10 protein-coding genes are annotated in these 13,961 nt (G+C 45.6%); 8 read left to right on the top strand and 2 right to left on the bottom strand.

Translation table 11 applies throughout. From position 1 onward, the window contains the following. Positions 1-74 precede the first annotated feature (74 nt). The 5 genes from G6047_RS15430 (at position 75) to G6047_RS15410 (ending at position 4,538) form a co-directional block, all read left to right on the top strand. Positions 75-554 carry a lipocalin family protein gene (locus tag G6047_RS15430; RefSeq protein ID WP_169528522.1) on the top strand — a complete coding sequence of 160 codons (480 nt, stop codon included), beginning with the start codon at positions 75-77 and terminating at the stop codon, positions 552-554. A gap of 12 nt (positions 555-566) precedes the next feature. Continuing rightward, complete coding sequence (locus G6047_RS15425; RefSeq protein ID WP_169528521.1) at positions 567-1,256, top strand: OmpA family protein; 690 nt, start codon at positions 567-569, stop codon at positions 1,254-1,256. Between the two features lie 306 nt (positions 1,257-1,562). Beyond that, positions 1,563-2,234, top strand: coding sequence for a TetR family transcriptional regulator C-terminal domain-containing protein (locus G6047_RS15420; RefSeq protein WP_169528520.1), 672 nt, complete (start codon positions 1,563-1,565; stop codon positions 2,232-2,234). A 21-nt stretch (positions 2,235-2,255) separates the two neighbouring features. Then, positions 2,256-3,569 (top strand): ABC1 kinase family protein, encoded by a 1,314-nt coding sequence (locus G6047_RS15415; RefSeq protein ID WP_169528519.1) that lies wholly within the window; start codon positions 2,256-2,258, stop codon positions 3,567-3,569. A gap of 27 nt (positions 3,570-3,596) precedes the next feature. Next, positions 3,597-4,538, top strand: a complete 942-nt coding sequence (locus G6047_RS15410) for an ABC transporter ATP-binding protein (RefSeq protein ID WP_169528518.1) — start codon at positions 3,597-3,599, stop codon at positions 4,536-4,538. On the opposite strand, the gene G6047_RS15405 is transcribed toward G6047_RS15410, so the two are convergent. Then, positions 4,535-6,949 (bottom strand): alpha/beta hydrolase family protein, encoded by a 2,415-nt coding sequence (locus tag G6047_RS15405; RefSeq protein ID WP_169528517.1) that lies wholly within the window; start codon positions 6,947-6,949, stop codon positions 4,535-4,537. The genes G6047_RS15410 and G6047_RS15405 overlap by 4 nt on opposite strands. Before the next feature lie 162 nt (positions 6,950-7,111). Between G6047_RS15405 and G6047_RS15400 the strand changes: the two genes are divergently transcribed. From G6047_RS15400 to G6047_RS15390, 3 genes are all read left to right on the top strand, one after another. Beyond that, complete coding sequence (locus tag G6047_RS15400) at positions 7,112-8,116, top strand: 3-oxoacyl-ACP synthase III family protein (protein WP_169528516.1); 1,005 nt, start codon at positions 7,112-7,114, stop codon at positions 8,114-8,116. 3 nt (positions 8,117-8,119) lie between these two features. Beyond that, a complete protein-coding gene (locus G6047_RS15395) occupies positions 8,120-8,551 on the top strand; it encodes a L,D-transpeptidase family protein (protein ID WP_317168299.1) in 432 nt (143 codons plus the stop codon). 120 nt (positions 8,552-8,671) lie between these two features. Beyond that, a complete protein-coding gene (locus G6047_RS15390) occupies positions 8,672-8,857 on the top strand; it encodes a hypothetical protein (RefSeq protein WP_169528514.1) in 186 nt (61 codons plus the stop codon). Between the two features lie 563 nt (positions 8,858-9,420). Here the strand turns inward: G6047_RS15390 and G6047_RS15385 are convergent. Then, positions 9,421-13,932, bottom strand: a complete 4,512-nt coding sequence (locus tag G6047_RS15385; RefSeq protein ID WP_169528513.1) for a T9SS type B sorting domain-containing protein — start codon at positions 13,930-13,932, stop codon at positions 9,421-9,423. Positions 13,933-13,961 lie beyond the last annotated feature (29 nt).

The raw sequence follows: 13,961 nt of genomic DNA, 5'->3' as shown, positions 1-13,961 counted from the left end.
AAAAAGCTGGATTGTAAAGTAAATTGGAATGTCTGGATTGTATTTTTATCTCATAAACCAAAAAGCAAATCAGAATGAAAAAGTTATTTTTATTAGGTGTTTTGGCACTGATGGCAATCGGATGCAAATCCACATCGGCTACCACGACCAAACTCGACAGATCGTCACAGGTCAATATCAAAGGAACATGGACGGTCAGTTCCGTTTCTTATCCGGGATCAGAATATATCAAGGTGAATTCTTTCGGTTTGGCCGATTCCAAATGTTTTGTCGGAAGCAGCTGGAAGTTCATCTCAAACAATAATAAAGGCGATATGTCCTTGAACTCGAGCGGAGATTGTCCGTATTTCAGTTCTCCGATAACCTGGTTCGTCAACAAAGATGGGGAATTTGTCCTCAAGATCCTCAACGCAGGCGAAAAGGCTAAAAAAGTCCGCGACGGATACGTGTTGCGTGTGGCCAACCAGAGCGAAACATCGTTCCAACTCCTTGACAAAATTGACGTTGGCGGAAGCATGACAGATGTCGTTTACCAATTCAACAAAACAAATTAACCCTGAATCATCATGAAAAAAATAAGTAAAATAGCATTGATTTTCGCCATTTCGGGCGGAATTGCACTTGGAAGTTGTGAAGCGGTACAAAATACGAACAAGACCCAACGTGGTGCAGCCATCGGAACTGCTGGAGGCGCCGTAATCGGCGGGATTTTGGGGAATAACATTGGTAAAGGCGGCAATACCGCTTTGGGAGCCATCATAGGTGGTGTCGTTGGTGGGGTTGCCGGTGGCGTAATCGGTAATAAGATGGACAAACAGGCCCGCGAAATCGACAATGCAATTCCCGGAGCCGAAGTGGAAAGAGTAGGCGAAGGCATCAAACTTACGCTGAAGGAAAATGCGGTTCGGTTCGATACGAATAAATCCACTTTAACTGCTCAGGCCCAAGCTAACCTGGATAAGTTGGTTCCGGTTTTTAAAAGCTATCCGGATACCAATATCAAGATCTTTGGGTATACAGACAGTACTGGTTCGCCGGAATATAATCTGACACTTTCCGGGCAAAGAGCTGCTTCCGTCCAGAGTTATCTGTCTTCCAAAGGAATCAGCAGCAGTCGCTTTTCAACTGTCGGAATGGGAATTGCAGATCCGATTGCCACAAACGATACCCCTGAAGGTCGTACCCAAAACCGTCGCGTTGAGTTTGCCATCGTCGCAAATGACAAAATGATCCGGGACGCACAACAAGGAAAGTAAGAATTTGACGAATAAATCGATTTCGTTAAAAAACTTTGAATAATATTTAACAAAACATTCGATTCCTTTTAGGAATTGTAGAAATATCTTTGCCATGTGAATGTTTGTCACCACGCCCGACCGGGCAGTCTTTCATTCGCGAAACATTAGTTTGTTTATTTATTGGTTAGGTTGGCAAGAGCGTTTTCTTTTAGATCACGCTCTTGCTTTTTTTATGAAGTTTCAATTTTTTTGTTCTGATTTTTAACTTTTGTTTTCCAACGGATGTAATGCTGAACCTTACCTTTACGACTCAACTCAACTATCATGGCAGTAAAGAAAAATGTTGCAGGAACCAAAGCGCCGATAACTGAAACGACTATTATCGGGTGGTACGTACAATCGGTACTTGAAAATAACGGCACGCCACAGAATGTATATTCTTTTTGCAAGCAGAACGGAATCGAAGAAACTGATTTCTACAAAATTTTCGGGTCTTTCGACGCATTGAAACAAAGCGTGTGGAATGCATTTTTGAACAACGCGACACAGGCGATGCAAAACGAACCTTCCTACGCCACCTATACACCCAAGAACAAATTACTGTCACTATATTTCACCCTTTTTGAAATCCTGACATTGAACAGAAGCTACATCCTGTATTCGCTCAAAGACAATGGCGAAGGCCTCAAAAATCTTCAGGATTTAAAACAATTCCGCCGCCAGTTCAAGGATTTCGTGACCACATTGGTCCAAAACGCAAGTCCTGTCAGTGAACGCATCCAGAAAATAAAAGAGCCGGTTTATGCCGAAGGCGCGTGGGTTCAATTCCTCTTCATCCTTAAGTTCTGGATAGACGACAATTCGCCTGGCTTTGAAAAGACCGATATCGTCATAGAAAAATCAGTAAATACGGTTGTCGATCTTTTTGACACCAAACCGCTTGAAAACCTGTTCGACCTTGGTAAATTCCTTTGGAAAGAGGCTAAGATGAGATAATCATTTCCTCAAGACATCACCATGAAATCACTCGATAAAATTCCGACGGGTAAAATAGAACGCGCCAGCCAACTTGTAAAAACCGGTATCAAAGTCGGCGGAAATTACATAGCATATTACGGGGAGAAAATCGTCAATCCGTCGCTCAACAAAGACAAGCTCAACGAGAACAATGCCGAAGATATATACGACGGCCTCAAGAATCTCAAAGGTTCCGCCCTTAAAGTCGCCCAAATGCTGAGCATGGACAAAAGCATCATGCCTCAGGCGTATGTCGAGAAATTCTCATTGTCGCAATTTTCGGTTCCGCCTTTGTCCGCGCCACTTGTGAGAAAGACGTTCCGAAAAAGCTTTGGCAAATTCCCCGAAGAGATTTTCGATACGTTCACGGCTGAATCAGTCAACGCCGCAAGCATCGGCCAGGTCCACAAAGCCACGAAAGACGGAAAGAAACTCGCCGTCAAAATCCAATATCCGGGCGTTGCGGACAGCATCAGTTCTGATCTGGCTTTGGTTAAACCGTTTGCTATCCGGATGTTTAATCTCAAAGGCAATGATTCCGACAAATATTTCAAGGAAGTCGAAGATAAATTGCTCGAAGAAACCGATTACAAGCTCGAACTGAAGCAAAGCGAATCTATTGCCGCCGCCTGTTCCAAAATCGAAAACCTGCGTTTCCCCAATTATTACAAGGCGTTTTCATCAGATAAAATCCTTACGATGGATTGGATGTCCGGAGAACATGTCTCAGAATTCGCTGGCCATAATACCGACAGGGCAAAAGGCGACAAACTCGGCCAGGCGCTGTGGGATTTTTATATGTTCCAAATGCACGGATTGAAAGCTGTCCACGCCGATCCGCATCCGGGGAATTTTTTGGTCGATTCAGACGCCAACCTTATTGCGATTGATTTTGGTTGCATCAAGCAGGTTCCGGATGAATTCTATATTCCGTATTTCGAGTTAGCTCGTCCCGAAAATATAGACGATCCCAAAATCTTCCGCGAAAAATTATTCGAACTTGAAATTTTACTGCCAACGGATTCTGCGGAAGAATCGGCTTATTTCTCCAAAATTTTCCACGAATTGCTGAGCCTTTTCACCAAGCCCTTCCATGGAGATTTCTTTGATTTTTCAGATGAGGAATTCTTTGGTGCGATTGCCAATATGGGCGAGAAGTTTTCCAAAGACAACCAATTGAGAAAAATGAACGGCAACCGCGGCTCGAAGCATTTTCTCTATATCAACCGCACGTTTTTCGGATTGTACAATTTGCTTCACGATTTAAAAGCCCGGGTGAATACGAACGATTATCAAAAATATTTGGCCCGATAACCCAATCGGAACTTGTATTTTTGCCGCATGCTTGAAATTCGCGACATCTCATTTTCTTACGATCCGGATAAACCTACTGTAACTGGTTTTTCACTCAACGTCGAAGCCGGAAAACACGTGGCGCTGATTGGTGAAAGCGGCTCCGGAAAAAGCACCATTCTCAAGTTACTTTACGGACATTACGATTTGTCGTCGGGAAGTATTTCATACAAAAGCGATGCGATTACAGGCCCTAAATTCAACCTGATTCCGGGTGATGTACGATTCAAATACCTGGCCCAGGATTTTGGACTGATGCCGTACATTACGGCTGCTGAAAACGTCGGCAACTTTCTGTCGAATATCTACAAAGACAAGAAGAATCAACGGGTTTCCGAATTGTTGGAATTGGTTGAAATGACCGAATTCGCCAATGTCAAACCCAAATTCCTTAGCGGCGGGCAGCAACAGCGTATCGCTCTGGCAAAAACGCTCGCACTTGAACCCGAAGTCGTTTTGCTCGACGAACCGTTCAGCCAGATTGGGGCTTCATTGGCCAGTTCACTCAAACGCGATCTTTTTGGTTATTTCAAACAGAACAATATCAGCTGTATCGTGGCGACGCATGACGGAAACGACGTGCTGGCCTACGCCGATGAAGCCGTGATCATGAAAGACGGAACCATTGTAGAAACCGACAGGCCTAAAGCGATTTATGCCAATCCCGGTTCGAAATACATCGCTTCCTTATTCGGGGAAGCCAATGAAATCGCAATGCGCTTCTTTTCTGCAGGACAAGACGGCACGAGGCTGGTTTATCCGCATCAACTCAAAATTTCGGGTTCCGGAATTCGCGCTATTGTCAAAAAATCATATTTTCAGGGCAGTCATTACCTTATCAAAGCCGAATACGAAGCCGGGACGTTGTTTTTTGAAAACCGTGTCGCCATTATGGAAAATGAAGGCGTGTTCCTGGCCTTGTCAGTCTAATTGGTTTTTCCTTTCAGGTATTTCTCAAGAAACTGATCCTGTTCCCAAAGCAGATGCAGGATGTTTTCACGAGCTACATAACCGTGTGCTTCTTTTGGCAATAAAACCATTCTTGCGGGAGCGCCAAGTCCTTTCAAAGCCTGAAAATAACGTTCGGTTTGGAGGGTGAAAGTCCCCGGATTGTTATCGGCTTCACCATGGACGAGCAGTAAAGGCGTCTTCATTTTTTCGGCATTCATAAAAGGTGACATCTCATTATAAATATTCGGGACTTCCCAATAATTGCGTTGTTCGCTCTGGAACCCGAAAGGTGTCAGTGTCCGGTTGTACGCGCCGCTTCTCGCAATGCCACAGGCAAATAAATTCGAATGCGTCAATAAATTCGCCGTCATAAAAGCGCCATAGGAATGTCCGCCGACAGCCACTTTTTTACGGTCGATATATCCCAGATTGTCCACGGCATCGATCGCCGCCGCCGCATCATCGACCAATTGCGTGATGAACGTATCGTTCGGTTCCGTTGTACCTTCACCGATTATCGGGAATGAGGCATCGTCTAAAACTGCATAACCACGCGTGACCCAATACACGAAAGAGCCATAGTTTGGGAACGTAAAATCATTCGGGTTTTTCTGGCTTTGGCCTGCGCTGGCTTTGTCTTTGAATTCTTCGGGATAGGCCCAGATCAGAAGCGGCAATTTTTCTTTTTTGGTCCTGTCGTAACCTTTCGGAAGATACAATGTACCGGATAAAGCCACGCCATCCTTGCGTTTGTAATGGATGACTTCTTTGTACACATCTTTAATGCTCGCGAACGGATTCTCGACAAACGTAAGTTGCTTCAAATCGTTTTTCTTTTTGTAATTGCGCAGATAGGTATTCGGATAATCGGTGGCCGATTGGATCTGCACCAGCGCAATTCCTTTTTTGAAATCTTCTATCGAATAGATTTCCTCTTTTTTATCGGTGTATTTGGACTGATACAAACGTGTCGATTTTTTTGTCCCAAGGTCGATTTCATCAATAAACGGAAACTGTCCTTTTTCAGTAAACCCATCACCAAGCAGGAATGCGTGGTTGTTTTCCAGCGCCAGCACATATTTTCCATAGGAATTGCGGATGGTTTCAAAATTTCCGGGATCGGAATAGACATCCTGAGAGTTTCGGTCGAACAACAATTTCGGTTGCTTGTTTGGTTCCGACGGATCGATTACGAACGTTTTGGTATTGCGCGTATCGTACCATTCTTCCGACAAAATTGCCGTGTGTTCATCGCCCCAAATGATACGGTCGAAGCGTTGTGCCGTTTTCGCCAATGATACTGCCGTTTTGTTAAACGGCGCGTCCCAACTGAACAATTCATCGCGGAAATCCACTTTATTCGCCGGATCGCCATTGTCAAGTGCGACTACATAAGACAGTGTCGCAGGTTTGTCGTTCCGCCAGTTCATGTAGCGTTTTCCGTTGCGCACGGCCATGAAGCCTTTGGGCATGATTTCGGTCAACGGTACGTCATTGACTTCGGAAACCTGTTTTCCGGTTTTGTCATAGACGACGGTTTTGTTCGGAAAACGATTATATGGAACGATATAGGAAAAGGGTCGCGAAAGGGTTGAAATCAGCACATAATTCCCATCGGGCGAAAAATTTTCACCAACATACAGTCCGGCAGATTTAAACAGGTTTGCCTTGCCCTTAAGGTCTACCAGATAGAGTTCAGATGTCAGGACCGTTTCGAAATTCTGTTCGTCAATTGGGTTTTTGATCATGTCCGGATACGTCCGGTTTTGTGATTTCGTGCCGTCGGCTACAGAAATGGTCGGGCCTTCTGGCAATGCATTTTTAGTGTCGATGAGCTTCCTGCGGTCTTTCGGCAACATTTTCACCAACAGCGACTTACTGTCTGCCGACCAGGAAAACGGACTTCCGGCTACAGCGTTGAGGTTATCTTCTGTAAGTTTTGTGGCTCTCGCAGATGCAACATCCAGTATCCAGAGTTCGACGCCTTTTTCGGTTGTATTCGTGAAACCGATTTTAGACTGATCCGGCGACCATGACAAAAATGCGAGCTGCGGATTTTCCGGAAGACCGCTTACCTCCATTTCCTTTAATGTAGAAATTTTCTTGATTTTGAGATTGTTGACAAACGTAGTCGCACTGGGCATATTCGTAACCGGATTGATACGCAGGCCGCCAAGGCGCAGTTCTTCCTGGTTCAAATCGGCAAGGGTTTTATACGTGGGCCGATAACTGAGCAGCATGTATTCGAGTTTGCTGTCGGTTTGTGCCGATGGCGGGCGTACATAATCGGCAAGGTCCAGAATATTCTTGGGTGGAAGTTGGTATTTTAAATTTTCCTGCGCGAATGCAGGAACACAAATGAAAAGCAGAAACAGGTTGATTACTCTCATAAAATGATTTTTGATGAGCTTACAATATACAAAATCCAAAAGGGAAGTCAATCAAACGTGGTTCTTGTCCGTATTTTTGAAAGTTGCCAAAAACCAGTATCTTGTGCAGGTATTTTTTGCCGATTCGTTAAATGTCGGCTTCATTTTTTTAGAATTCCAGCTATGTACAACTCTCGCATCTCAGGCCTCGGATTTTACGTTCCGGACAATATCGTCACCAACAACGACCTCACCAAAATCATGGAAACCACAGATGAATGGATTGTCGAGCGCACCGGAATCAACGAACGCCGCCACATCACGAAAGGTGAAGATACCACGACTTCGATGGGTGTAAAAGCGGCAAGAGTAGCTATGGAACGTGCCGGTGTTTCTGCCACTGAAATTGATTTTGTAGTGTTCGCAACCCTGAGTCCTGATTATTATTTTCCAGGGCCCGGCGTTTTGGTCCAGCGTGATTTGGGGCTGAACACCGTTGGTGCACTCGATATAAGAAACCAGTGTTCCGGGTTTGTATACGCGTTGAGCATAGCTGATCAGTATGTGCGTTCCGGAATGTATAAAAACATTCTGGTCATTGGCTCTGAAGTGCATTCACAGGGATTGGACATGACAACGAGAGGTCGCGCCGTATCGGTGATTTTCGGCGATGGGGCAGGAGCGGCAATCGTTTCCAGATCTACCGATGATTCCAAAATACTTTCTACCCATTTGCATTCAGAAGGCCAGCACGCCGAAGAACTCGCCGTTACAGCCCCCGGAATGGGCGGACGCTGGGTTACCGATATACTCGCAGAAAACAATCCGGAGGACGTAAGTTTCTATCCGGTCATGAACGGCCAGTTCGTGTTCAAGAATGCGGTCCAGCGATTCTCTGAAGTCATCATGGAAGGATTGAAGCAAAACGGATTGCAGGTGAGCGACATCGATATGCTGATTCCGCATCAGGCGAATTTGCGTATTTCCCAGTTTATCCAGCAGAAATTCGGATTGACCGACGACCAGGTTTTCAATAACATCCAGAAATACGGCAACACGACCGCGGCTTCAATTCCTATCGCATTGACCGAAGCTTGGGAAGCCGGAAAAATCAAGAAGGGCGATGTGGTTGTGCTTGCGGCTTTCGGAAGCGGGTTTACGTGGGCAAGCGCTATCATTAAGTGGTGATTCATTATTTATTCTATCGACCACATAGAGATTTATAAAAGTGAGCGGCTAATGCTGACTTATAAAGGGACCGAACTTTTCAAAAGGTACCGGATTGCGCTTGGCAAGCAACCTATTGGTGCCAAGGAAATCGAAGGCGATAATAAAACGCCCGAAGGCACGTACTTCATCATTTCAAGAAATGCGAATAGCCGTTTTCATAAAAATCTCGGGATTTCCTATCCGAACGAAGACGATTTGGAACGTGCAGCCCAATTAGGTTTACCGGCCGGAGGCGATATAAAGATCCACGGAATCCGCAACGGACAGGGCTGGAAAGGCCGATTCCACAGACTGCGCGACTGGACTGCAGGCTGTATTGCCGTAACAAATGAAGAAATGGATGAATTGTTTGAGATGGTGGCCGATGGGGCGACGGTGATTATATATCCGTGACCAATTAGGTTTTTCGACGACAAAATTTCTACAGAAAAATTTATCTACAGTTGTTGATGGCTTGAGATTCACAACACAGAATGACTACTTTGGCTTTATTGATTATTAGAAAGGCTCATTATGAACTGGAAGATTATCCTGGGTATTTTATTGATTTTTGGAGCTTCCAAAGAAATGATTTCAATTATTGCCGACTATTCTTCAGGGCAACTGGAATTTTGGCCTTTTGGTGCCGATATCGCTTGTATTGCCGTGATTGTATTGGGATTGTTTCTTATTCGGAGCGGACGAAAAAACAAGACATAGATAGTCTCTAACTAAGTTAAATATGGATTTTACGCCGTCTGGGATTCTTTTTATACCGATTGGATGGATGTACTTGTGGATCAGGTATCACAACAAACAGAAAATTGAAAAGGCACTCGTAGATAAATACGAAAGCAGTTATTGCGTTGCCGGAACTATGGTGGTTCTCAAATTGTTTGGAATACTCTTTCTTTGTTTGGTAGTGTCATTGATAATAGCTGCAATCATCGGAATATTCAGGTTTGGAATTTCATAGCTGATCGTATTGCAATAATAAAGGCCAAAAAGCTGCAACTGAAATTTCTGTTGAAACTACTGCCTAGCCCCGATGCGAGCGGCTAGCCCGGAAATACAAAAACCTGCTTTTTGCCAAGAGCCGCAGCGACCAACGGAAGCTCGCGGCACGACGGCTAAAAAGCGGTTTTTATATTGAGGACTAAAAGCGGCAGCGGGAACAGCTTCCCTATATTTCTATAACCGGGTCTGAAATCCAATCCATAAAAAAAGGGCCTCCTCTCACATAGAAGCCCTTTAGGGGAAATAGTTAAAATTAGTTTGGGGTTTTATCGTTTGAGCGAGAAATGCGCCTTGAATTCCTTGCGGGATCCGTTCTCGTCATAGTCTACGGTGAACCAGTAATCTGTTGACGGAAGCGGTTTTCCGTTCAGCGTTCCATCCCAGCCGCTGCCTGCAGGCCTGATCTCGGCGAGGTATTTCCCGTATCTGTCAAAGATTTTGATGATCGATGTTTCCTGCTGGTACAAATCGGTGATGTTCCAGGTGTCGTTGTATCCGTCTCCGTTCGGCGTGAAATAATGCGGATAGTTCACCAACAGTACGTTTATGGTCGCATTGTCACATCCGTTCAGGTCACGAACAGTCACAATATGCACACCTGATCCCATTCCTGCAAAATCAGGACTTGACTGCCAGGCGCCTCCGTCTATGGAATATTCATAGTTTCCGGTTCCGATGGCATGTATCGTCAGGCTTTGGTGTTCGTTGAACGAATCGCTTGTGCTGAATGTCAGCTCGGCAGGTTCAGATCCTGTAACCGTGATTGTAACGGGCAACGATGAACATCCGGTTGCATTGTTAACGGTAAGCAGCATATAATCTCCAGGCAACATAGCTGTGTAAGTGCTTCCGGTTCCGACCAAAGCTCCAGTCGAATCATACCATTCGAAGGTATGTGTCGAGGCACTTAGTCCGCTGTGGATGATATACGGGTTCAAAACCGTCTGCGTTTCCTGGTCGTAACACATGTAGCCATTTACAGCCGTAGGTTCGGGAAGACGATGAACGATCATCTGTATTGGTCTGACAGCATAACAATCCGGAGCAAGTGAATTCACTACCTTGGCATATACGATCGGCTCGTGGCTGATGGTGATTGCATTGGTTCCGGCGTTGGCATCGGCCATTGAATTGTAATACGTCACTGCGAATTCAGAACCTGTCTGTGTTCCGAGAACAGTCGCATTCAATTGTGTGAAATTGAAGTCCATAGCGCCGTCGTTGTTTCCGTCTTCGTCACAAAGCGTAACCAAAGATGGGCTTACGGCGTTAGCAACCGGTTGTGGCACGATGGTCACTTCAAAAGAACTCTCGTCATAACAAGCCGGGTTGAATGGCGATTGTGCATACACATATACAGTCCTTGATGTCGTGATCAATCCTCCGACCGGAAAATGAACTCCCGTTCCAAGTGATGAGGCATAATAGCCGCCAGCCGGAAGTGCCGGAAGCGCATAGCTTGAACACGATACCACGTCTGGCAATTCAGCCACATTGAAAATAGTTATGTCAAGAATGGCCTGATCTGAACAGTTTCCGTTTTCGGCATATATAAAAAGTGTCTGACTTGAGGTAAGGATATCTCCGGCATGCATCAGGGTTCCGGTTTTGTCGGCACCTGTGTAGTAATCGCCGAGTGCCAATACAGGCAATTCATAAGAATCACAAACCTTTACAGGGGCAAAAGCCGGAAGGACAGGTGATGCCGTAATGGTGATGTCGAATGTATTTTCGTCGAAACAATTCAATCGGTCACCAGATTCGGTGTAGACATATAATGTAGTGGTTGCCGTAATAGCATCTCCCGCATGTTTTTGTACGTTTCCTACTGTGGATGGCCCACCAGATAAAGTGTAATAATTTCCGATAGTCAACGCAGGCAATGTATAGGAATCACACTCGCTTACCGGAGCCGGGGCATCTGCCTCGAGCGGGAAAATATCGATAAGGAAACTGTTCTCGGCCGGACAATGTGCCTCATCGCCCGGAGCATAGATGTAAATGGTCTGGGTGGTGTGGATGATGTCACCTGCAAATAAAGCAGTTCCTGTTCCGCCCGGAGCGCTGAAATAATTACCCGCGGCAAGAGGTGTAAGGGTATAAGCGTTACACGGAGCAACGTTTGCACGCGATTCGATTTCGGCCGGTGGTTTCACCGTTACGATGAAATCGCTTTGGTTATAACAATCTACGCCTGCAGCACTGTAGATATAAATGGTTTTGGATTCTATGATAAGATCACCTGCATTCAGGGAGTTTCCTGTACCTTGAGGCCCATCGTAATAATGTCCGTTCGTTAGGGCAGGCAATTGATAGTTCCCACAAACCGTCTGGTCATCGAGTGAATCGATTGGCGGCTGTGCTATGGAGATATTGAAGTTAAGGCTGATGATGCAACCACCATTACCTTCAATGTAAACATATACCGTTTCGTTTCCGGTTATAGGCGTTCCTGCTTCGATTGGGGTTCCTTGTCCGCCCGGCTCGGTAAAATAACCACCGGCAGGAAGTTGCGGAAGTACATATGGCTCGCATTGTACGATATCGGTCGGGTTTTCGAATCCGATGACTACGTTGAAGCTGTCTGAATCGGTACAATTTGGGGTCGATCCTGTTTCTGCATAGACATAGATAGTCTGTGTTTGCGTGATTACGGTTCCGGCCTCTATTTCGCTTCCGGCCCCATTTGCCTGGTCATAATACTTACCGACTGCAAGTGGTGGCAACGTATAGGAAGTACAGTCAAAGATGTTCGGATGAGTACCTACTTCGATTCCCGGAACAATGCTTACCTGGAACGAACTGTCAACAATACAACTCGGTTCCGTATCTGTCTCGAAATAGTAATAAACGGTTTGGGTGGCAGGTATCACGGTTCCGGCATTTATGACAGTTCCGGCACCACCTGGTTCTGTATGGTATTCACCATATTCAAGCGCTGGCAACGGATAGCTTGAACAACGTGTTACATCGCTTGGAGTCATGTCTTCTGGCTTGACAACCGTAACTTTGAAGTTGCTGTTTCCGGCACAATTTGGTTCCGTACCTGTTGAGTTGTAAATGTAGATAGTGGCTGTTTCGGTAATCACATCGCCGGCATGCATTGGGTTTCCACCACCATTCGGTGCCGAAAAGTAATTTCCGTTTACAAGAGGCATCAACGTATAGCTATCGCATACAACCACGTCTTCAAACGAGTCAACAGGAGGAAGCGGTATAAGGTGAAGTGTAAACGAAGAGGTTACATAACAGTTTGTATCGGACGCATTCTGCACGCGGACATAGATTACGGTATTGTTGTTTCCTACGTAGCCTACACTCGACAATGGACTGGTTCCGGATTGTGCATTCGCCAATGAGGTATAATAAGAAACTTGCGTAGTTGCCGACGATTGTCCGTTCAGTATTATTGGTGTCTGGTCGTTAAAAGAGAAGATGCCATTGTGAAGCGTATAAGAGCGTTCACAGGCAGTCATATCCGGAGCTTGGGCAGCAGTAGGTCCTGTAGTGGTGTCCAAAACGAAAGATTTAACGATATAACAACCCGTAGTGGCATTCTTGATACGGACATAAACCGTTGTGCCCGGAGCGGCATTATAGTTCAAAGGTAAATTGCCTGTCCCTAAGTTGGCATTGGCTTCTGAGGCATGATAGGTGACTACCGGCGCAGGTGACAAAGAACCGGAAACGACAGGCGTATTCAAAGCAAGATTATAGGAATACGTTGCAGCTCCTGTACCACAACGGAACAGGTTGACTGGGTTAGGGGTTGTCATCGTCGGATAGTACTGTACCGTGATAAGGTCTGAAACCGGCGGACATCCGTCAGTAGTATTGTCATATATGACTTCATAGGTTCCGCCCTGCGTAATGTCAAGCGTAGATCCTGTCTGGCCGCTGATCAGTACATTGTTGCGTTTCCATGTAAATGTATATGGGCCGGTTAATCCTGTATCCAGCGTGGCGGTTTGCCCGGGGCAGATAGCTCCACCGTTGGCGATTGTCAAATCGTTACCCAAAACATCCTGTCCAATGTTGAAACTGTCAGATGCGATGAATATGGCAGAATCTGATTCATAGTCAGTCCTGTCTGCAATGACCAGCTTGATGTGGTAAGGCACATTTGGTGTAAGTACTGCCGATGCATTCATCAAAACCGTCTGTCCGTTAAAGTTTGTCGCCGATCCTGCTGCATTGGAGCCTCCGTTAAAACTTCCGAAGTACTGTGCATTGGCAGACGGGCAAGAAGAATTGTATAAGAAATCACGAATGGTAACAACAGATATAGGCGAATTACTGCCCGGAACTACTGCAAGGTTTGTGGTTATTCCGGTGTTGACATTGGTCAACAAAAAAGCAAACGCATCTGAAAATTGGCATTGGTAATTTCCGTATTCCTCAGAGGCGAACACGAAATCAAAGCTGAATTGTGCCGACATAGGCGTAAAGTCGAATTCCAGAACCGTTGCATTAACAGAGTTCATCGCAATACCTGAAGCGGCCAATGTGTTTTCCAAGCTGGTATCACCCGGCCAGGAGTTGTTTCCGTCGCTGAGCAAGGTAGTGTTAGGACCCGAAGCATTGGTCGCACTTCCCGTAGAAAGTACAACACCGGACTGAATTGGAAATCCGGCATTGGTATTCTGGAAGAACCCGATACCGTTTGTCGTACCAAAATTACTTCCGGTGCTCCAGGTCACATTCGTTGCTGAAACGCAGGGCGAATTGATAAGGACGCTGTTCACGAGTTGGGGAACCGTGTAGGAATCTGTGCTCACCGTTATAGGTTGAGACAAAACTGGCAAGC

The sequence above is a fragment of the Flavobacterium silvaticum genome (assembly GCF_012911565.1).
GTDB lineage: Bacteria > Bacteroidota > Bacteroidia > Flavobacteriales > Flavobacteriaceae > Flavobacterium > Flavobacterium silvaticum.
This window is presented reverse-complemented; position numbering and strand designations above follow the sequence as displayed.

Coding starts and splice junctions, on each gene's coding strand:
- G6047_RS15425 (WP_169528521.1), top strand. CDS start 567: ATGAAAAAAATAAGTAAAATAGCATTGATTTTCGCCATTTCGGGCGGA.
- G6047_RS15390 (WP_169528514.1), top strand. CDS start 8,672: ATGAACTGGAAGATTATCCTGGGTATTTTATTGATTTTTGGAGCTTCC.
- G6047_RS15415 (WP_169528519.1), top strand. CDS start 2,256: ATGAAATCACTCGATAAAATTCCGACGGGTAAAATAGAACGCGCCAGC.
- G6047_RS15420 (WP_169528520.1), top strand. CDS start 1,563: ATGGCAGTAAAGAAAAATGTTGCAGGAACCAAAGCGCCGATAACTGAA.
- G6047_RS15430 (WP_169528522.1), top strand. CDS start 75: ATGAAAAAGTTATTTTTATTAGGTGTTTTGGCACTGATGGCAATCGGA.
- G6047_RS15400 (WP_169528516.1), top strand. CDS start 7,112: ATGTACAACTCTCGCATCTCAGGCCTCGGATTTTACGTTCCGGACAAT.
- G6047_RS15405 (WP_169528517.1), bottom strand. CDS start 6,949: ATGAGAGTAATCAACCTGTTTCTGCTTTTCATTTGTGTTCCTGCATTC.
- G6047_RS15410 (WP_169528518.1), top strand. CDS start 3,597: ATGCTTGAAATTCGCGACATCTCATTTTCTTACGATCCGGATAAACCT.